This is a genomic window from Micromonospora sp. NPDC005215, from assembly GCF_040607915.1.
In the GTDB taxonomy this organism is placed as follows: Bacteria; Actinomycetota; Actinomycetes; order Mycobacteriales; family Micromonosporaceae; genus Micromonospora.
Genome location: NZ_JBEXHQ010000025.1, coordinates 57,283 through 76,583, shown reverse-complemented (window position 1 = coordinate 76,583; position 19,301 = coordinate 57,283). Strand labels below are relative to the sequence as shown.

19 protein-coding genes are annotated in these 19,301 nt (G+C 70.5%); 2 read left to right on the top strand and 17 right to left on the bottom strand.

The genetic code is table 11. From position 1 onward, the window contains the following. Window positions 1–4: 4 nt before the first annotated feature. The 12 genes from ABZU25_RS19635 to glyA all read right to left on the bottom strand — a co-directional run bounded on the left by ABZU25_RS19635 (window position 5) and on the right by glyA (window position 10,549). Complete coding sequence (locus tag ABZU25_RS19635) at window positions 5–286, bottom strand: F0F1 ATP synthase subunit epsilon (RefSeq protein WP_355030777.1); 282 nt, start codon at window positions 284–286, stop codon at window positions 5–7. 88 nt (window positions 287–374) lie between these two features. After that, window positions 375–1,520: an LCP family protein gene (locus ABZU25_RS19630; protein WP_355030815.1), complete on the bottom strand. Its 1,146-nt coding sequence runs from the start codon at window positions 1,518–1,520 to the stop codon at window positions 375–377. 223 nt (window positions 1,521–1,743) lie between these two features. Then, on the bottom strand, window positions 1,744–3,180 hold the full coding sequence (gene atpD, locus ABZU25_RS19625) for a F0F1 ATP synthase subunit beta (RefSeq protein WP_355030776.1): 1,437 nt from the start codon (window positions 3,178–3,180) through the stop codon (window positions 1,744–1,746). Next, window positions 3,180–4,109: a F0F1 ATP synthase subunit gamma gene (locus ABZU25_RS19620; protein WP_355030775.1), complete on the bottom strand. Its 930-nt coding sequence runs from the start codon at window positions 4,107–4,109 to the stop codon at window positions 3,180–3,182. The genes atpD and ABZU25_RS19620 overlap by 1 nt, the downstream gene beginning before the upstream one ends. A gap of 4 nt (window positions 4,110–4,113) precedes the next feature. Beyond that, entirely contained in the window at window positions 4,114–5,766 is a 1,653-nt protein-coding gene (atpA, locus tag ABZU25_RS19615; protein WP_355030774.1) for a F0F1 ATP synthase subunit alpha, read from the bottom strand. Window positions 5,767–5,907: 141 nt separating this feature from the next. Beyond that, window positions 5,908–6,729, bottom strand: a complete 822-nt coding sequence (locus tag ABZU25_RS19610) for a F0F1 ATP synthase subunit delta (RefSeq protein WP_355030773.1) — start codon at window positions 6,727–6,729, stop codon at window positions 5,908–5,910. After that, window positions 6,729–7,265, bottom strand: a complete 537-nt coding sequence (locus ABZU25_RS19605) for a F0F1 ATP synthase subunit B (protein WP_355030772.1) — start codon at window positions 7,263–7,265, stop codon at window positions 6,729–6,731. The genes ABZU25_RS19610 and ABZU25_RS19605 overlap by 1 nt, the downstream gene beginning before the upstream one ends. Before the next feature lie 30 nt (window positions 7,266–7,295). Next, entirely contained in the window at window positions 7,296–7,541 is a 246-nt protein-coding gene (locus tag ABZU25_RS19600) for an ATP synthase F0 subunit C (protein WP_355030771.1), read from the bottom strand. Window positions 7,542–7,606: 65 nt separating this feature from the next. After that, window positions 7,607–8,404 carry a F0F1 ATP synthase subunit A gene (gene atpB, locus ABZU25_RS19595; protein WP_355030770.1) on the bottom strand — a complete coding sequence of 266 codons (798 nt, stop codon included), beginning with the start codon at window positions 8,402–8,404 and terminating at the stop codon, window positions 7,607–7,609. 11 nt (window positions 8,405–8,415) lie between these two features. Then, entirely contained in the window at window positions 8,416–8,652 is a 237-nt protein-coding gene (locus ABZU25_RS19590) for a hypothetical protein (protein WP_355030769.1), read from the bottom strand. A 189-nt stretch (window positions 8,653–8,841) separates the two neighbouring features. Continuing rightward, the gene (locus tag ABZU25_RS19585; RefSeq protein ID WP_355030768.1) at window positions 8,842–9,267 is read right to left on the bottom strand and encodes a hypothetical protein; all 426 of its coding nucleotides are present in this window, start codon (window positions 9,265–9,267) and stop codon (window positions 8,842–8,844) included. Further along, window positions 9,260–10,549 carry a serine hydroxymethyltransferase gene (gene glyA, locus ABZU25_RS19580; protein WP_355030767.1) on the bottom strand — a complete coding sequence of 430 codons (1,290 nt, stop codon included), beginning with the start codon at window positions 10,547–10,549 and terminating at the stop codon, window positions 9,260–9,262. The genes ABZU25_RS19585 and glyA overlap by 8 nt, the downstream gene beginning before the upstream one ends. 35 nt (window positions 10,550–10,584) lie before the next feature. Between glyA and ABZU25_RS19575 the strand changes: the two genes are divergently transcribed. Beyond that, window positions 10,585–12,048 carry an SDR family oxidoreductase gene (locus tag ABZU25_RS19575; protein ID WP_355030766.1) on the top strand — a complete coding sequence of 488 codons (1,464 nt, stop codon included), beginning with the start codon at window positions 10,585–10,587 and terminating at the stop codon, window positions 12,046–12,048. 12 nt (window positions 12,049–12,060) lie between these two features. Here ABZU25_RS19575 and ABZU25_RS19570 read toward each other — a convergent pair whose 3' ends face one another. From ABZU25_RS19570 to prmC, 4 genes are all read right to left on the bottom strand, one after another. Then, window positions 12,061–14,175, bottom strand: coding sequence for a transglycosylase domain-containing protein (locus ABZU25_RS19570; RefSeq protein WP_355030765.1), 2,115 nt, complete (start codon window positions 14,173–14,175; stop codon window positions 12,061–12,063). Between the two features lie 106 nt (window positions 14,176–14,281). Next, the gene (locus ABZU25_RS19565) at window positions 14,282–14,893 is read right to left on the bottom strand and encodes a phosphotyrosine protein phosphatase (protein WP_355030764.1); all 612 of its coding nucleotides are present in this window, start codon (window positions 14,891–14,893) and stop codon (window positions 14,282–14,284) included. Further along, the gene (locus tag ABZU25_RS19560) at window positions 14,894–15,541 is read right to left on the bottom strand and encodes an L-threonylcarbamoyladenylate synthase (RefSeq protein WP_272619657.1); all 648 of its coding nucleotides are present in this window, start codon (window positions 15,539–15,541) and stop codon (window positions 14,894–14,896) included. Then, the gene (gene prmC, locus ABZU25_RS19555; protein WP_355030763.1) at window positions 15,541–16,488 is read right to left on the bottom strand and encodes a peptide chain release factor N(5)-glutamine methyltransferase; all 948 of its coding nucleotides are present in this window, start codon (window positions 16,486–16,488) and stop codon (window positions 15,541–15,543) included. The genes ABZU25_RS19560 and prmC overlap by 1 nt, the downstream gene beginning before the upstream one ends. 73 nt (window positions 16,489–16,561) lie before the next feature. Between prmC and ABZU25_RS19550 the strand changes: the two genes are divergently transcribed. Continuing rightward, the gene (locus tag ABZU25_RS19550) at window positions 16,562–18,109 is read left to right on the top strand and encodes a GGDEF domain-containing protein (RefSeq protein ID WP_355030762.1); all 1,548 of its coding nucleotides are present in this window, start codon (window positions 16,562–16,564) and stop codon (window positions 18,107–18,109) included. Between the two features lie 51 nt (window positions 18,110–18,160). On the opposite strand, the gene prfA is transcribed toward ABZU25_RS19550, so the two are convergent. Further along, window positions 18,161–19,249: a peptide chain release factor 1 gene (prfA, locus tag ABZU25_RS19545; RefSeq protein WP_355030761.1), complete on the bottom strand. Its 1,089-nt coding sequence runs from the start codon at window positions 19,247–19,249 to the stop codon at window positions 18,161–18,163. Window positions 19,250–19,301: the final 52 nt, after the last annotated feature.

The window sequence follows — 19,301 nt, the reverse complement described above, 5'->3', positions numbered from 1 at the left end:
TGGCTCAGCGGCTCTGTGCGGAGACCGGGGTTGCGCTCTCGGCCAGCACGATGACGCCGTTGGCGCTCACCGAGAGGAAGCCGCCGGCCACCTCGTAGGAGACCTGCTCACCGCCGGCGAGCTTGATGCGGACCTGACCGGGCTCTGCGAGCTGGCCGAGGAGCGGCGCGTGCCCCGGCAGGACGCCAAGCTCGCCTTCGGTCGTCCGGGCGACGACCATCTCGGCGTCACCGGACCAGACCTTCTCCTCGACGGCGACGAGCTCGACGTGAAGCTGCTTTGCCACGCTGTCTCCTTGCTGCGGCGACGGATTGCCGAAAGTCTAGCCTGACGCGCACGCGCTCCCAACGCGGGTGGGAGAACCCGCGGCACTACTACTTGGTCTTGTTCACGAAGTCCGGATGCTCCAGCAGGAAGGGGTCGAGCTGCTCGTTGTGCAGGGCGGTGAAGAAGTCCGGGACATCGGCCTGGAACTGCTCACCGAGGTAGACACCCCTGCTGTTCTTGAGCTCCCCGCCGGCGAGCTTGATCATTTGAATGGTGTTGGGGCGGATGTCCTTCAGGGCGAGCCCGAAGTCGACAACGCTGCTGCCCCGACCGTTGAAGATCAGCGACTGGCCGGCGGCGCGAAGCACCTTGTCCAACTTGAGCGGGTTGGCCACCACGTCGGCGCTGAACGCCTGGCCGACCATGGCCTTGACGAACTGCTGCTGGTGGCGCTGCCGGCCGTAGTCGGAGTCCGGAACACCGTTCTTCGGGTAGCGCTGCCGGACGTAGTCCAGCGCCTGCCACCCGCTGAGGTGTTGGTTGCCCTTCTTGTAGACCGCCTGCGGGCCGACGTAACCCTCGCCGTACGTCTTGCCCGGCCGCGGCTTACCGTCCGGCTGTTTGTGCTCGGACTTGACCTCCCGCTCGACGTACATGTCGACGCCGCCCATCGCGTCGACGATCTTCTGGAAGCCGGTGAAGTTGATGATGGCGCCGGCATCGAACCGCTTGATGCCTGTCACGTTCTGCACGGTGGTGGCAAGCAGTTCGAAGCCCCGCGCGGCGTCGGGGTTGGCCCCCGGCACCTTGCTGCCGAACGACATGGCGGCGTTGATCTTCGTCGTCTCGCCGTTGAAGTTGGCCCTCTTGAACGGCGGGATAGGCACGTAGAGGTCGCGCGGCAGGGAGAAGAGGTAGGCCCGGTCCATCGACGCCGGCACGTGCAACACCATGATCGAGTCGGCCAGCGGTACGGCGGTCGGCGTACGCGGGTCGATGCCGACGAGCAGGATGTTGAGTGGACCCTTGATGTCGCTCTTCTTCGGCTGGGCGCCCGCCGCCTGGTCACCGAACAGGTCCGCCTTGCCGACCGCACCCTCGTAGCGGGCCATCAGGGCCTCCGTGCCGACCAGCACCGCTCCGCTGAGCACGACCAGCACGGTGCCGAACACCGTGCAGATCCTGGCCCAGCGCGGCACGCCGCGCCAGACGGATGACTTGCGGCCACGCTTGCCGGCCTTACCCACGAGCAGCTCCGTTCGTTACGCCCACGCGAAGGAAGACGGGCGCACGTCGTCGAAAGGTTGCAGAGATCAACGCTCGTTCGGGTGAGCGTGCGGATAGAACGTATCTCGGGTTGTTCGAAACGGACGACCCCGAGTAACGGACCGCGACGATGGTAAGACGCGAAGATGAACAAAAGACTGCCCCGGCGTTGCCGGGGCAGTCTTTCTGTTGCCTGTCGAATCGGGCCGGTCAGGCCTTCATCAGCTCCTCAGCCTTGCGCTCCAGGTCCTCGAGACCGCCGCACATGAAGAACGCCTGCTCGGGGAAGTGATCGTACTCACCCTCGCTGATCTTGCGGAACGCCTCGATGGTCTCCTTGATCGGGACCGTCGAGCCCGCCACACCGGTGAACTGCTCCGCCGCGTAGGTGTTCTGCGAGAGGAAGCGCTCGATCCGCCGGGCCCGGGCCACGGTGATCTTGTCTTCCTCGGAGAGCTCCTCGATGCCGAGGATGGCGATGATGTCCTGCAGGTCGCGGTAGCGCTGCAGGATCCGCTTCACCTCGGTGGCGACCTGGAAGTGCTCCGGGCCGACGAACTCGGGGGCGAGGATCCGGGACGAGGACGCCAGCGGGTCCACGGCCGGGTAGATGCCCTTGTCGGAGATCGACCGCTCCAGGTTGGTGGTCGCGTCCAGGTGGGCGAACGTGGTGGCCGGAGCGGGGTCGGTGTAGTCGTCCGCCGGCACGTAGATCGCCTGCATGGAGGTGATGGCCTGACCCCGGACGGAGGTGATCCGCTCCTGGAGCTCGCCCATCTCGTCGGCCAGGGTCGGCTGGTAACCCACGGCGCTCGGCATGCGGCCGAGCAGCGTGGACACCTCGGAACCGGCCTGCGTGAAGCGGAAGATGTTGTCGATGAAGAGCAGCACCTCCTGCTTCTTCACGTCCCGGAAGTACTCCGCCATGGTCAGCGCGGAGAGCGCCACCCGCAGCCGGGTGCCCGGCGGCTCGTCCATCTGGCCGTAGACCAGCGCGGTCTTGTCGATGACGCCGGACTCGGTCATCTCGGCGATGAGGTCGTTGCCCTCACGGGTGCGCTCACCCACGCCGGCGAACACCGAGGTACCACCGAAGTTGCGGGCGACACGGGTGATCATCTCCTGGATGAGCACCGTCTTGCCCACACCCGCGCCGCCGAACAGGCCGATCTTGCCGCCCTTGACGTACGGGGCGAGCAGGTCGATGACCTTGATGCCGGTCTCCAGCATCTCGGTCTTCGGCTCCAGGTCCGCGAAGGCCGGAGCCTTGCGGTGGATGCCCCACCGGTCGTCCGCCTGGAACGTCTCGCCCTCTTTGAGGTTGAGCACCTCGCCGATCGCGTTGAACACGTGGCCCTTGACCGCGTCGCCCACCGGCACACTGATCGGCTCGCCGAGGTCACGCACCTCCGCGCCGCGAACCAGGCCGTCCGTCGGCTGCATCGAGATGGCACGGACCAGGTTGTCACCCAGGTGCTGGGCGACCTCCAGGGTCAGCGTCTTCTCACCGCCGGACAGGTTCACCTTGACGTTGAGAGCGTTGAACAGGGCCGGCATGGCGTCGCGCGGGAACTCGGCGTCGACGACCGGGCCGATGACCCGGACCACGCGACCCGTGGCCGTCTTGGTCTCCACTGGTGCAGTCATCACACTTCACTTCCCGACGCGGCCAGCGCGTTGGCGCCGCCGACGATCTCGCTGATCTCCTGGGTGATCCCGGCCTGGCGAGCCGAGTTCATCTCGCGCGTGTACTTCTCGATCATGTCTTCGGCGTTGTCGGTGGCGCTCTTCATCGCCCGCCGACGTGCCGCCGACTCACTCGCCGCCGACTCGATCAACGCCGCGTAGATCCGCGTGTTGATGTACCTCGGCAGGAGCGCGTCGAGCAGCGCCTCCGCCTCCGGTTCGAACTCGTACGCCGGCAGCAACCCCTCGGAGCGCGGCCGGTCCTCCACCTGCATCGGACCGATGACCTTGGTCACCGGGCTCTGCGTCATCAGCGAGTGGAACTCGGTGTAGACGATGTGCAACTCGTCGACGCCGAGCACCCCGTCCGCTCCGACACCGCCGTCGACGTCGTCCGCGCCGGCAGTGAACGCCTTGATCAGCGTCTCACCGACGGTACGGGCGTCCTCGAACGACGGCTGCTCGCTGAAGCCGGTCCAGTTCGCCTCGATCGGCCGGTTGCGGAACCGGTAGAACCCGACGCCCTTACGCCCGATGACGTAGAGCACCGGCTCCTTGCCGTCCGCCTTGAGCCGCGCGATAAGCGACTCGGCCATCTTGATCGCGTTGGAGCTGTAACCGCCGGCCAGGCCACGGTCGCTGGTGACCAACAGGACGCCGGCCCGCCGCACCCGCTCGCGCGGGGTGAGCAGCGGGTGGTCGATCCGCGCGTTGGACGCCAGCGCCGTGAGCACACCGGTGATGGCCTGGGCGTACGGCAGGGACGCCTGCACCCGGGCCTGAGCCTTGGCGATCCGGCTCGTCGCCACGAGCTCCATCGCCTTGGTGATCTTCTTCATCGACTTCGCCGAGCGGATCCGTTGACGAAGAACGCGTACCTGGGCCGCCACGGGATCAGCTCTCGGCCGGGCGGTCGGTCGCGCTGTCGCGGAAGCGGGTCACCGTCTCGCGGTTCTCGTCGCCCTCAAGCGGTGCGGCCGGCGCGTCGTTGACCTTGCGCTCGTCGTCCTTGTTGAGGAAGACCTGCTTGAACTCGGTGATCGCCGCGTCCAGCGAACCGACGATGTCGTCGCCCCACTGGTTGTCGGCGATCCCGGCCAGCACACCCTCGTGCTTGTGCCGCAGGTACTGGAGGAACTCCGCCTCGAAGCGACGAACCTCGCCCACCGGGATGTCGTCGAGCTTGCCCTCGACGCCGGCCCAGACCGAGACGACCTCCTCCTGCACCGGGTACGGCGAGTAGTTCGGCTGCTTGAGCAGCTCCACCAGACGGGAACCGCGGTTCAGCTGGTTCTGCGAGGCCCGGTCCAGGTCGGAGGCGAAGGCGGCGAACGCCTCCAGCTCGCGGTACTGGGCGAGGTTGAGCCGCAGCGAACCGGCGACCTTGCGCATCGGCTTCACCTGGGCGGCGCCGCCGACCCGGGAGACCGAGGTGCCGACGTTGATCGCCGGGCGGACGCCCTGGTTGAACAGGTCCGTCTCCAGGAAGATCTGGCCGTCGGTGATCGAGATGACGTTTGTCGGAATGAAGGCCGAGATGTCGTTGGCCTTCGTCTCGATGATCGGCAGACCGGTCATCGAGCCGCCACCCAGCTCGTCGGAGAGCTTCGCGCAGCGCTCCAGCAGGCGGGAGTGCAGGTAGAAGACGTCACCCGGGTACGCCTCACGGCCCGGCGGGCGACGCAGCAGCAGCGACACGGCCCGGTACGCCTCGGCCTGCTTGCTCAGGTCGTCGAAGACGATCAGGACGTGCTTGCCGCCGTACATCCAGTGCTGCCCGATGGACGAGCCGGTGTACGGGGCCAGGTACTTGAAGCCGGCCGGGTCGGACGCCGGGGAGGCCACGATGGTCGTGTACTCCATCGCGCCGGCCTCTTCCAGCTGCCCCTTGATCGACGCGATCGTGGAGGCCTTCTGGCCGATGGCGACGTAGATGCAGCGGACCTGCTTCTTCGGGTCGCCGCTGCGCCAGTTGTCCCGCTGGTTGAGGATCGCGTCCAGGGCGACAGTGGTCTTACCGGTCTTACGGTCACCGATGATCAGCTGCCGCTGGCCCCGACCGATCGGCGTCATCGCGTCGATCGCCTTGATGCCGGTCTGCAGCGGCTCGAACACCGACTGGCGGGACATCACGTTCGGAGCCTGCAGCTCCAGCTCGCGGTAGCCCTCGTTGGCGATGTCACCGAGCCCGTCGATCGGCTGGCCGAGCGCGTCGACAACGCGGCCGAGGAAGGCATCGCCGACCGGAACGGAGAGAACCCGCTCGGTGCGCTTGACGCGCTGCCCCTCCTCCAGCTTGGCGGAGTCACCGAGAACGACGACACCGATCTCCCGGACGTCGAGGTTCAACGCCACGCCGAGCGTGCCGTCCTCGAACTCCAGGAGCTCGTTGGTCATGGTCGAGGGCAGGCCCTCGACGTGAGCGATGCCGTCACCGGTGTCGGCGACGGTGCCGACCTCCTCGCGGGAGACGTCGGACGAGTAGGAAGAGACGTAGCGCTCCAGGGCGCCGCGGATCTCCTCCGTCGAGATGGTCAGCTCGGCCATCCTCTGCTTCCTTAAAATTCAGGGGCCCGGGATACCTAGTACCAACCGGTCCGAATGGCGTCTGTCATTCCGGGCGCTGCGCGGCGGAGCCGCCCCGACGCTGGGCGGCGGAGCCGCTCAGCCGCTGGGCGGCGAAGCCGTTCAGCGCTTCGCGAGCGCGTTGCGGGTCTCGTTGAGGCGGCGCAGGATGGTGCCGTCGTACAGATCGGAGTCGACCCGGACGCTCACGCCACCCAGGACCGCGGGGTCGACCGTCTGCTTGACGGAGACCTCTCGACCGTATATCGCGGCGAGGCTCGCACCGAGCCGGCGCTCCTCCTCGTCACTCAACGGGGCCGCCACGGTGACGTACGCCACCTGCCGGTCCCGCCGTTCGGCGGCGAGTTCCACGAGCCGGGTGATCGAACCGCTGAAGGAGCGCCCCCCGAAGCCGGACAGCGCCACCTCGATGAGGCGGACGGTGGCCAGGTGGGCCTTGCCGGAGAGCAGCTCGCCGACCAGGACCCCACGCTGGTCCACCGGGGTCGCGGGGTTGGACAGCACCGCCGAGAGCTCGGGCTCGTTGGCGACGACCTGCCCGAAGCGGAACAGCTCGTCCTCGACCTCGCCCAGGTCACCGGCGGCCTCGGTGCTGGCCAGTGCCGCCTCGACACCGAGCCGCTCGGTGCCGTCGAGCAACTCCGACGGCGCCGACCAGCGGCCGGATACCAGTGCGGCGAGCAGGTCGAGCGCGCCGTCGCCGATCTTGCCGCGCAGCATCCCGCTGGCCAGTTCGGCGCGGTCCGCGCCGGACCGGGCCGGGTCGGAGAGCGCCCGGCGCAGCCGAGGCTCCCGTCGCAGCAGCCCGGCCACGGCGAGTAGGTCGTTCGCGGTGTGAGCCACGGCGACCGCGTCGGTGCCGCGGACGTACGCGTCGAGGCGCTCGGCCGCGACCTTGTACGACTCCCGGCTGGCGGCCTGCATCAGCGGGCCCCCGTGCTCTCGAGGCCGCTCAGGAACCGGTCGACGGTGCCCTTGCGTCGCGCCTCGTCGGCCAGCGACTCGCCAACGATCTTGCTGGCCAGGTCCACCGCGATGGTGCCGACCTCGGCACGCAGTTCCCGCACGATGGTGGCCCGCTCGGCGGCGAGGGCGTCCTTGCCGGCCTGGATGACCCGGTCGGACTCTTCCCGTGCCTTGGCGAGGATGTCCTGCCGGATGCCCTCGGCGTCGGCCCGCGCGTCGTCCCGGATCTTGGCGGCGTCGGTGCGGGCCTCAGCGAGCTGGGCACGGTACTGCTCGAGCAGCTGGTTCGCCTCGGCCTGGGCGGCCTCGGCGCGCTTGATGCCGCCCTCGATCGCGTCGACCCGAGCCTGGAACGTCTGCTCCATGCGGGGGAAGACGAACTTCATCAGCACGAAGCAGAGGACGATGAAGGCGACGCCACCGACCACGACCTCCTGCCAGAGCGGGATGATCGGGTTGTGGGACTCACCACCCTCAGCGGCGAGGAAGTACATGGCTGACCTCCCGGTCTAAGGGGGGCGAAACTACTGAGTGAGCTGACCCTGCCAGATGAAGCCGAAGGCGATGCCCAGCAGCGCCAGCGCCTCGATGACGGCGAAGCCGATCCAGACGTACGGCAGGGTCATCCGCGACGACTCCGGCTGGCGGGCGGTCGACTGGATGTACGCGGCGAAGACCAGGCCGACGCCGATGCCCGGGCCGATGGCGGCGAGGCCGTAGCCGATGGCGGCGGTGCTGCCAACTACACCTTGCGCGGCGAGAACGTCCATTGCTTGGTTCCTCCTGGTTATCACGCGTGTCTCTCACGCGGGACGACAACGGTTGGTGCGGTGGATCAGTGCTCTTCGGCGAGCGCGCCCTGCACGTAGCTGGCGGTCAGGACGGTGAAGACGTAGGCCTGCAGGACGATCACCAGGAACTCCAGGAAGGTGAGCGCGATGGTCATCACCCAGGAGAGCACCGAGACCGGCGCCAGCCAGGCGTTGGCGCTCAGCATCGCGAAGCCGCCGAGCGTGAAGACCAGCAGGAGCATGTGGCCGGCGAACATGTTCGCGAAGAGACGAACCGCGAGCGAGAACGGCCGGACGATGAAGGTCGAGAAGAGCTCGATCGGGATCAGCAGCGGCAGAATGAACCAGGGTGCCGGCGGAACCAGAGAGTTCTTGAAGTACTTGACGAAGCCGTGCTTCTTGATGCCGATGTAGTTGAACAGCACGTAGCTGATGATCGCCAGGAACGCCGGGAAGGCGATGTGCGAGTTCGGCGAGATCTGGAAGAACGGGATGATCGCGAACGCGTTCGTCAGCAGCACGAAGCAGAACAGCGTCGTGAAGTACGGAGCGAACCGCACACCCGCGTGCCCGATCATGTCGACAGCGATGTTGTTCCGCACGAAGCCGTAGATCGACTCGGCGAACCACTGCTTCTTGGTCGGCACCAGCTGCGGGTTCCGATAGCTCGCCAGGAAGAAGATGATCAGGACGCCGACCGCGATCCAGACCATCGCCGTGATCTTGGTGAACCAGTACGAGTCGTGCGCACCCCAGGGCAGGATGCTGGGCAGGTAGAAGTCCTCCACACTGGGTGGGAATGCCGCCTGGCCCGCTGCCAGAACGTTCGCCTGTCCGAACACCGCGTCCCTTCCTAAGTAGGCGTGCCGAGTCGGCGGACGACCAGGATGATCCCCCCGGCCATACCGAGCACGACGCCGATCCCGGTGGCGACGCCACCGGTGTCGAGCCTTTGGTCAACAAGCCAGCCGATGAAACCCCACACGAGCATGCCTCCGATGAGGTAGCTGAGCGCGGTCCAACCCTGACCGGCGCCAGACGGATAATCGTCCGGTTCACCGGCGGGACGGGGGGTTTGGTCATCAGCCATGACGGGGCGAACGATATCAGCCGGGAAGACGAGGCTGTGCCTCACCCCCCGCACAACCATCGTTGTGTGGGCATCTCGTGGGCGCCGTCGTCTGTGGGCACGCTACTCCCCTTCCGCCCGTCGGAAAATGACCGGAGGCCGACACGTTGCGGCGCGTCCGCTGGTTGGGACGACCGGCCGACGGCCAGGTCAGCCGCGCAACCGCCGCGCGTGCACCGTGGTCAGCCACCAGATGTGCACCGCCGTCCACACTGCCACCCCGGCGACGATGCCGAGGCAAAGCGGAATCAACCCGGACCAGCCGGTCGAGGCCACCGCCACCAGCACGACACCCAACAGGGTGAACTTCAGCGCGTACAGGCCCAGACCCAGCGGCAGCAGCAACTGCGGGTTGATCTGATCGGCCCGGGCCAGCACCACTGTGGTGAGGGTGTAGCTGAGCACCGTGACGCCCACACCGGCCGTCGCGCCGAGCGCGGCCGTCGCACCGCCGGTCACCCCGCCCACCACGGCCGCGACCACGGCCAGAGCCGCCGACGCGGCCAGCAGCACCGGCAGGTGCCGCAGCCGCCACCGTCCGTCGGCGGCGGGCTCGACCACCCCGGGCTCAGCCACGGGGGTACGCCGGAAACGCCGCGACCAGCTCGGCCACCTCGGCACCGAGCCTGGTCAGCTCGTCGGTGCCGCCCGGCGCCCCGGGATCGGTGCGCACCGCGCGGGCGATCAGGGTGGCCACCTGCCGCAGCTCCCCCTCCCGCATGCCCTGGGTGGTGACGCTCGGGGTGCCCACCCGCAGACCGGAGGCGACCATCGGCGGCTGCGGGTCGTACGGGATCGCGTTCTTGTTCAGGGTGATCGACGCGGCGTCGCAGCGTCGCTCGGCCTCCGCGCCGGTCACCCCCACCTCCCGCAGGTCGATCAGGGCGAGGTGGGTGTCGGTGCCACCGGACACCGGGCGCATCCCCTCGTCGGCCAGCCCGGCCGCGAGCGCCTGGGCGTTGCTGACCACCTGCCGGGCGTACGTCTGGAACTCCGGCTGGGCGGCCTCGCGCAGGGCCACCGCCTTGGCCGCGACCGCGTGCATCAGCGGACCGCCCTGGGTGAACGGGAAGACCGCCTTGTCGATCCGCTGCGCCAGCGACTCGCGGCAGAGGATCATTCCGCCGCGCGGGCCGCGCAGCACCTTGTGGGTGGTGGCGCAGACGACGTCCGCGTACGGCACCGGGGACGGGATCGCCCGACCGGCGACCAGGCCGATGAAGTGCGCCGCATCCACCATCAGGTACGCCCCGACCTCGTCGGCGATCTCCCGGAACCGGGCGAAGTCGATCAGACGGGGGTACGCGGTGGCGCCACAGATGATCAGCTTGGGTCGGTGCGTCCGCGCCAGATCCCGTACCTCGTCGTAGTCGATCAGCTCGGTGTCCGGGCGGACCGGATAACCGACCGGGTGAAACCACTTGCCGGAGAAGTTCACCCGGCTGCCGTGGGTGAGGTGCCCACCGTGCGGCAGGTCCATCGCCAGCACCGTGTCCCCCGGCTGCACCAGCGCCGCGTACGCGGCCAGGTTGGCGCTCGCCCCGGAGTGTGGCTGAAGGTTGGCGTGCTCGGCCCCGAAGAGCTCCTTGGCCCGGGCGATGCCGATCTCCTCGGCCCGGTCCACCTCGGCGCAGCCGCCGTAGTAGCGCCGGCCCGGGTAGCCCTCGGCGTACTTGTTTGTCAGCGTCGAACCGAGCGCGGCCAGCACCGCCGGCGACGTCAGATTTTCGCTGGCGATGAGCTGCAGGCCACCCCGCAACCGGTCCAGCTCACCGAGGACCACCCCGGCGATCTCCGGGTCGGTCGCCCTGAGCTGCGCGAAATCCGGCCCCCAGAAGGTGCTCGTCTCGGTCTCCACAGCGAACGAGTCTAGGGGGCCGCAGACTGGACCTCGTGAGATGCCTCGTCACCGGAGCCACGGGATACATCGGCGGGCGGCTGACACCGCTGCTGCTCGCCGAGGGTCACACAGTGCGTTGCCTGGCCCGCAAGGCGGTCCGGCTGCGCGATGTGCCCTGGGCCTCGGCGGCCGAGATCGTCGAGGGGGACCTGAGCCGGCCGGACACGTTGCCCGCCGCCTTCGCCGACGTGGACGTCGCCTACTTCCTGGTGCACTCACTCGGCCGGCCCGACTTCGAGGCGGCCGACCGGGCGGCGGCGACGAACTTCGCGGCGGCGGCCCGCGCGGCCGGCGTACGCCGGATCGTCTACCTGGGCGGGCCGGAGCCGGCGTCCGACCAGGAGGTCCCCTCCCCGCACCTGCGGTCCCGCGCCGAGGTGGGTCGGATCCTGCTGGGCAGTGGGGTGCCCACGGCGGTGCTGCGGGCCGCGGTGATCATCGGGTCCGGCTCGGCGTCGTTCGAGATGCTGCGTTACCTGACCGAGCGGCTGCCCGCCATGGTCACCCCACGCTGGGTCCGCAACCGGATCCAACCCATCGCGGTCCGCGACGTGCTGCGCTACCTGGCCGGCTGCGTCGCGCTGCCGCCGGACGTCAACCGGGGCTTCGACATCGGCGGACCGGACGTGCTCACCTTCCTCGAGATGATGCAGCGCTACGCCCGGGTGGCCGGGCTGCGCCGGCGGATCATCGTGCCGGTCCGCCCGCTCACCCCGTCGCTCTCCTCGCACTGGGTCGGCCTGATCACCCCGGTGCCGAACGCGATCGCCCGCCCCCTGGTGGAGAGTCTGATTCACGAGGCGGTCGCGCACGAACGCGACATCGCCCGTTATCTACCCGACCCGCCCGGCGGGCTGACCGGCTTCGACGACGCGGTGGCGCTCGCGCTCGCCAAGGTCCGGGACGCCCAGGTGGAGACCCGGTGGTCGACCGCGAGCGGCCCGGACGCGCCCGCCGAGCCGCTGCCCAGCGACCCGGAGTGGTCCGGCGGCAGCGTCTACACCGATGTCCGCGAACGGGCGGTGGACGCCCCACCGGCGGCGCTCTGGCGGGTCATCGAGGGAGTCGGCGGCGAACACGGCTGGTACTCGTTCCCGCTCGCCTGGTCGATCCGCGGCTGGCTGGACCGCCTGGTCGGCGGGGTCGGGCTCCGTCGGGGCCGACGCGACCCGCACCGCCTCCAGGTCGGTGAGGCGCTGGACTTCTGGCGGGTCGAGGAGATCGTCCCCGGCGAGCTGTTGCGACTGCGCGCCGAGATGCGGCTGCCCGGCCGGGCCTGGCTGGAGATGCGGGTGCTGCCCACCGACGGCGGCCGCAGCCGCTACCAGCAACGCGCGGTCTTCCTGCCCCGGGGGCTGAGCGGGCACGCCTACTGGGGGTCGGTCGCCCCCTTCCACGCGCTGGTCTTCGGCGGCATGGCCCGCAACATCGCCCGCAACGCCGAACAAGCCCCCTGATCCACCCCGGCCTCAGTTGCCGGTGCGGGCCCCGGTGACCTGGAAGGCGGTTCGTTCGCTCGGCGGGACGAAGTCGCGTACCGGTTGACCGCGCAGGGCGGTGGAGAGCACCTCTCCGACCGCGTCCACCATCCGGGCCTGCACGGCCTGACCGACCGCGTCCCGGGGATCGTCCGGGTTCGCGGCCATCGAGGCGACCGCGAGCTGCGGCGTGAACGCGACGACCGTCTCCGTCTCGTACCGTTCCGAGCTGCCGGTCTTGCCCGCCACCGGTCGGCCGAGCCGCGCCCGCAGGCCGGGTGCGGTGGCGCCGTCGCAGCGCCCGTACATCGACTGGTCGCCGACCGGGCAGCGCGCCGCGTCGGTGGCCGCCCGAGCGACGTCGACGTCGAGCACCTGTCGGCAGTCCGGCTTGGCGGCGTCGACCGGCCGACCACCCGAGTCGGTGATCGACACCACCGGCAGCGGAGCGCACCAGGTCCCCTCGGCCGCCACCGTGGCGTACGCGGTGGCCAGGTCCAGCGGAGTGGTCGCGGCGACGCCCAACGTGAACGGACCCCAATCCTTCGCGCCGTACCGGGCCAGTCGGGCGTCGGCGTCGGCCCGCAGCACGATGCCGAGTCGCTCGGCCATCTCCACCACCCGGTCGGCGCCGACCTTCTCGGTCAGCCAGGCGAAGTACGTGTTCACCGACCGGCCGAACGCGCTCCACATGGTCCGGGGGCCATCCATCGAGGATGGGCTGGCGTTCGACGGGCACCAGCGGCCGTCACAGCTCGCCTCCCCGGTCACCGGGAAGCGGGTGAGCAACTGGGTAGGAGCCACGAAGTCGGTCGACAGCGGCAGGCCCGCCTCGAGCGCGGCCAGCATCGTGAAGAGCTTGAACGTCGAACCGCCCTGGTACCCCTCGATCGCGCCACCGCCGCCGACCAACTGGTTGACAGTGTTCGGGCGGTTCTTCTGCCCGACCGGATTGTCCCGCACGCTGTAGGCGCGGTTCACCGACATCGCCAGCACCCGCCCGGTGCCCGGTTGCACCACAGCGGTCGGCACCGCCTCGGCAGCCGACGGCTGATAGATCTTCAGCACCTGCTCGGTGGTGGCCCGCTGCACCCCCGGGTCCAGCGACGACACGATCGAGAACCCACCCCGGCGCAGCGCGCGCTGCCGCTCGTCGGCGGTCGCCCCGAACGCGGACTGGCTGCTCCACCAGCGGGTGAACCAGTCGCAGAAGAAGCCCCAGTCGTTGTGCGTGTCGGGCACCCCGGTGCAGTCGTTCGGGGTCTCGCTCGGCCGTAGCTGCAGTGGTTCGGCCCGCGCCGCCGCCGCCGCGTCCGCCGGCACCTGCCCCGACTCCACCAGCCGCTCCAACACGTACGACCGACGCGTCAGCGCGCTGTCGGCGTCGCCGTTGATCGGATCGTCGCTGTCCGGCGACCGCACCAGACCGGCAAGCAGCGCCGCCTGGGCCAGGGTCAGCTCGGCCGGCGACCGGGAGAAGTAGCGCTTGCTGGCCGCCGCGATGCCGTACGCCCCGGCGCCGAAGTAGGCGATGTTGAGGTAGCGGGTGAGGATCTGCTCCTTGTCGAGTTCCCGTTCCAGCGCGAGCGCGTACCGCATCTCCTGGAGCTTGCGGGCGGTGGTGACCTCGGTGGCGGCCGCCCGCTGCGCCTCGGTCAGCCGGGGGTCGCTGCTGAGCACGTTGCGGACGTACTGCATGGTCAGCGTGGAGGCGCCCTGCTGGGTCCGCCCGTCCCGCCTGTTCACTGTGAACGCGCGCACCACGCCCCGCAGGTCCACCCCGCTGTGCTGGTAGAACCGGACGTCCTCGGCGGCCACGATCGCCTGGCGCATCACCGGGGCCACCTCGCGCAGCGGCACGTCCACCCGGTCCTCCTGGTAGAAGGAGGTGATCAGGGTGGTGCCGTCGTTGGCGTAGAGGTTGGAGCGCTGCGCGGTGGGCGGCGTGCGGAGCGTGTTCGGCAGCTCCGAGTACGGCGTGGACAGGGCGCTGAAGCCGATCCCGAACACCAGGGCCACCGGCAGGGCGGCCGCGGCCAGCACCAACCCGGCCAGCACTCCGGCGATCACCACGGTCAGCAGTTTGTCGAGATGGGCCCGGATCATCAGCTCTCCCCGCAGGAGCCGGTCACGCTAGGACCCGTTCAGAATGACCCGGAACGCCGCTTTCGCCCCGGGTTTTCCCCAAACCCGGAGGAAACTCGCACCGCGCTCAGGGCAGCAGTGCGCCGGCCAGCGGGTGGACCGTCTCCTCGATCTCGTCGGCGACCCGGCTGAAGCACTGGTCACCACGACCCCACGGGTCGTCCAGATCATCCGTCGCCAGCGCCGACGCGCCCAACCGAGCGTCGTGGGCCGCTGCCACCAGGGCCACCCCCCGGGCGTACACGGCCTCCGGGGTCGCGTCACCCGGCGGCAACGCGGCGGCGTCCACCGCGGCCAGCAGCCGACCGAACTCGCCGAGCACGAACGTGCGGGCCGCCGCGTCCGGCCGCAACGCCACCACGTACTCCTGCTGGTCGGCGGTGGCGGTCAGGACCAGGTCGGCGGCGTCGATGTGGTCCGAACGCAGCTTGCGCGCGGCGAACCCCTCGACGTCCCCACCACGGCCGGTGACCTGCCGGGCCGCCGGCGGATTCATCTCCTCGCCCGCGTGCCAACCACCCGTGCCGGCGCTGTGGCTGTGCACCAGCCCGTCGGCCTGGGCCGGGTCCTGCGCGCGCCGCGTCAACCGCTCCCGCACCGCGAGAGCGAGCAGCCGCTCCGCCATCGGAGAGCGGCAGATGTTGCCCATGCAGACGTGCAGGACCGTGAACGGGGGCACTCAGACCCCCCGACCGTCGATGAGGTCCGGCACGACGTCGCGCAGCTTCTCCAGCGGGATCGCCCCGGCCCGCAGCAGCTGCGGCACCTCACCGGTCAGATCCACTATCGTGCTGGGCACCGGGTCCGGGCACGGCCCGGCCTCCAGGTAGGCCCGCACCGAGTAGCTGAGCTGGTCCCGCGCCTCCTCGGCGGTCACCGCGGCGGGCTGGCCGGTCTTGTTGGCCGACGAGACCGCCATCGGGCCGGTCTCCCGCAGCACCTCCAACGCCACCGGGTGCAGCGGCATCCGCACCGCCACCGTGCCCGTCTTGTCGCCCAGGTCCCACTGGAGGCTCGGCGAGTGCTCGACCACGATCGTCAGCGCACCCGGCCAGAACGCCTCCACCAGGTCCCGGGCGGCCGTGGGCAGCGAGAAGACCAACCCGTCCAGGGTGTGCCGCGAGCCGATCAGCACCGGCGGCGGCATCTGCCGACCCCGGCCCTTGGCATCCAGCAGTGCCTTGACCGCGTACGGGGTGAACGCGTCAGCGCCGATCCCGTAGACGGTGTCAGTGGGAAGGACGACAAGCTCGCCGTTCTTGACCGCCTCGATCGCCGCAGCGATGCCGCGGTCCCGATCGGCGGGCGACCGGCAGTCGTAGAGCATCACGAGGAGTCAGTCTGCCACGCCGCCCCGATCGGGGCGTGCTGGCCGTCCGCCCGTCGGGACGCGGTGGCGTAACGGGGACGTCCGGTGAGGTCCAGATGCGCCGTGACGGCGGTGAACCCGCCGTCCTCGGCCAGCAGCCCGGGGACCGCCGCGCCGTGGGTGTCGTCGTGCTCGACCCCGAGAACGCCGCCCGCGCGCAGCAGCACCGCCGCCCGGCTGACGACGGGACGGATCACCGCCAGACCGTCCGCGCCGCCGAAGACCGCCTCCGCGGGATCGTGCCCGGCCACCTCCGGCGGGACCACCACGTCGTCCGGCACGTACGGCGGGTTGCAGAGCAGCACGTCCACCGAGCCCACCAGGGCCGCCAGCAGGTCCGGTGCTGTCACGTCGGCCTCGACCACCTCGATCGGCCGGTCCCCCGCCCCGGCCCGCTCCGCCGCGTTGCGCCGCAACCAGGCCAGCGCCTCCGGGGACCGCTCCACCGCGATCACCCGGGCCCCGGGCAGCTCCTGAGCGACCGCCAGCGCGATCGCACCCGAGCCGCTGCAGAGGTCGACCACCACCGGGTCGGTCCGACCCCGGGCCTGCTCGACACCCCAGCCGGCCAGCAACTCGGTCTCCGGCCGAGGCACGAAGACCCCCGGGCCGACCGACAGTTCGAGGTGTCGGAACCCGGCCCGGCCGGTCAGGTGCTGCAACGGCTCCCGCGCGGCACGCCGACGCGTCAGGCCGTCGAGCCGCGCCAACTGCTCACCGCTGAGGTCGTCGGCGAGCGCCAGCCGACCACGGGGCACCCCCAGCACGTACGCGGCCAGCAACTCGGCCTCCACCCGGGCCGAGCCGACCCCGGCGGCGGCGAGCGCGCGGGCCGCCCGAGCCACCGCGGCGGACGGGCGGATGGGGCCTGTCCCTTCGGGGGGGTGTTGCGGCAGAGTGGTCACGCGATAATCATGATGCGTCGCGGGCGGCGCGACCAACGGGTGCGCAACGGCGCACACGACAGGAGGTTGGCGGGTGGGCTGGCTCGACCGGGTCGATGACCAGGTTGACGCCCTCACGCGCGCCCGGGCGTTGCAGGAGGCCAGCCGCTCCGCCGAGTCGTACGTCCTGCTGGAACGTGTGATCCGCACCACCACCGACCCGGCGGCGCGGGCCGACGCGATGGTGCAGCGCCTCTCCGCGCTGATCAATCTCGGTCGGACGGCGGAGTTCACCCGGGCCATCGAGGAGGCGTCGGCGGCCGTCCGCGATCTCGCCGAGCCGTACCTGCACGGGCACCTCAACGCGCTGGCCGCCCTCGCCGCACACCACCAGGGCGCACTGGACCGCTGCGTCACGCACCTCGTCCGAGCCGCCCGCGCGCTGGGCGCCGTCGAGGACCCGGACCGGGACACCGCCTGGGGCTGGCACGACCTCGCCATGGCGTACAGCTACCTCAGCTTCCACGGGTACGCCCTGGGGGCCATCGAACGAGCCCGGCAACTCGGGCTCACCGCCGGGATCCCCGAGGAGACGTTCGCCGCGCCGGGCATCCGGCTGCGCAACGCCGTGGCGCTGGACCACAACGGCGACAGTGACGGCTGCCTGCGGGTGCTCCGGGACGTGGCCGCCGACCTGGCTCGTTTCGTACGTTCCGGGCGGGCCGGCCGGCTGCGCCCGAGCAGCCTCGCCGCGTACGGCTACGCGGCGGCCCGCCAAGCCGCGCTCGGCGACCAGGTGGAGACCGACGGTAAAGCCGAGCCGGCTCGCCTGATCACCCACGGTGGGGACAGCTCCCGTGCCCGCGACATGCGTCAACTCGGGCAGGTGTGCCTCGCCGTCGCCGACGGGCGGCCGATCGAGGCGGTCACCCGGTTGGACACCATCCACGTGTCGAACGAGACACTCGGGGCGGCCGAGCCGGCTCGGCTACGCAGCATCGCGCTGGCGCGTGCCGGCGACCACGCGGCGGCGCACCGGGCCGACCGACTGGCGTTCCGGCTCGCCGCCCAGCGCAACGATCGGCTGCGCGACGTCTACATCGACGGCATCGCCGCCCGGATCGACCACGAGGAGATGCGCCGCGAAGCGGCACGGTTCGAGGGCGAGGCGTTGACCGACCCGCTCACCGGGCTGCCCAACCGACGCCGGCTGGAGCGGTACATCACCGCCGTGGTCACCCGAGGCGACCGGGTGGTGATCGGTGTCTGCGACCTGGACGGCTTCAAGGCGGTCAACACCCACCACGGGCACCACTCCGGTGACCTGGTGCTCCAACGCATCGCCGGGGTGATCAACCGGGTGATGCGCCGGGGTGACTTCGTGGCCCGCTACGGCGGTGACGAGTTCGTGGTGGTGCTGCCGGACACCGGCATGTCCGAGGCCACCGAGGTGGCCCGCCGGATCGAGGCCGCCGTCCGACTCGAAGACTGGGAGTCGCTGGTGCCGGGGACCCCGGTCGGGGTGAGCATCGGCTTCGCGGAGGTCTCCGGTGGCGGTGGGCTGCGGGACGCGCTCAGCGTCGCGTTCGAGCAGGCCGACCGGGAGATGCTCCGCGCCAAGTCCCGTCCCCGCGCCAGCTGATCGTCCGCGCGCCGGTGGCGTCACGTCCCGCCGGACGGGCGCCCGACGCCGTCAGCGGCGGGTGAGTTCGGTGTCGCCGGCGAGCCGGGCGGCGCGGTCGGCCTCGGCGAGCGCGTCCAGCACCCCGTCCAGCTCGCCAGCGAGCGCCAGGTCCAGGTTGTACGCCGTGTAGCCGATCCGGTGGTCGCTGATCCGGTTCTGCGGGAAGTTGTAGGTGCGGATCCGCTCCGAGCGGTCCACCGTGCGCACCTGCGCCTTCCGGGCGTCCGAGGCGGCGGCGTCGGCCTGCTCCTGCGCGGCGGCGAGCAGCCGGGCCCGCAGGATCCGCATGGCCTGCTCCCGGTTCTGCAACTGGGACTTCTCGTTCTGGCAGGAGACGACGATGCCGGTCGGCAGGTGCGTGATCCGCACCGCCGAGTCGGTGGTGTTGACCGACTGACCACCCGGGCCGGACGAACGGAACACGTCGATGCGCAGATCGTTCTGGTCGATGGTGACGTCGACGTCCTCGGCCTCCGGCAGCACCAGCACCCCGGCGGCGCTGGTGTGGATGCGGCCCTGCGACTCGGTGACCGGGACCCGCTGCACCCGGTGCACGCCGCCCTCCCACTTGAGTCGGGACCAGACGCCGTTGCCGCCCTCCGGCACACCCTTGGTCTTGATCGACAGCGAGACGTCCTTGACCCCGCCGAGGTCGGAATCCTGTGCGTCGATCACCTCGGTGATCCAGCCGTGCCGCTCGGCGTAGCGGGTGTACATCCGCAGCAGGTCACCGGCGAAGAGCGCCGACTCCTCGCCACCCTCACCGGCCTTGATCTCGACGATCACGTCCTTGGCGTCGTGCGGGTCGCGCGGGATGAGCAGCTCGGCGAGGCGCTCCTCCAGCGCCGGCACCGACCCGGCGATGGACTCCGCCTCGCCCGCGAAGGACGGGTCCTCGGCAGCCAACTCACGAGCCGCGGCCAGGTCGGCGCGGGCCTGCTCCAGCTCGGCGGCGGCCTTGTTCAGCGGCACCAGCTCCGCGTAGCGGCGACCCACCCTGCGCGCGGTGGCCTGGTCGGCGTGGATGGCCGGATCGGCCAACCGCTTCTCCAGCTGCGCGTACTCGTCGAGGAGGGCGGCCAGACGCTCGCTGCTCATGCTGCGGATGCTCCTTCGACGGCGCGACGCCGGCCGGGCCGGGCCGAAGGCC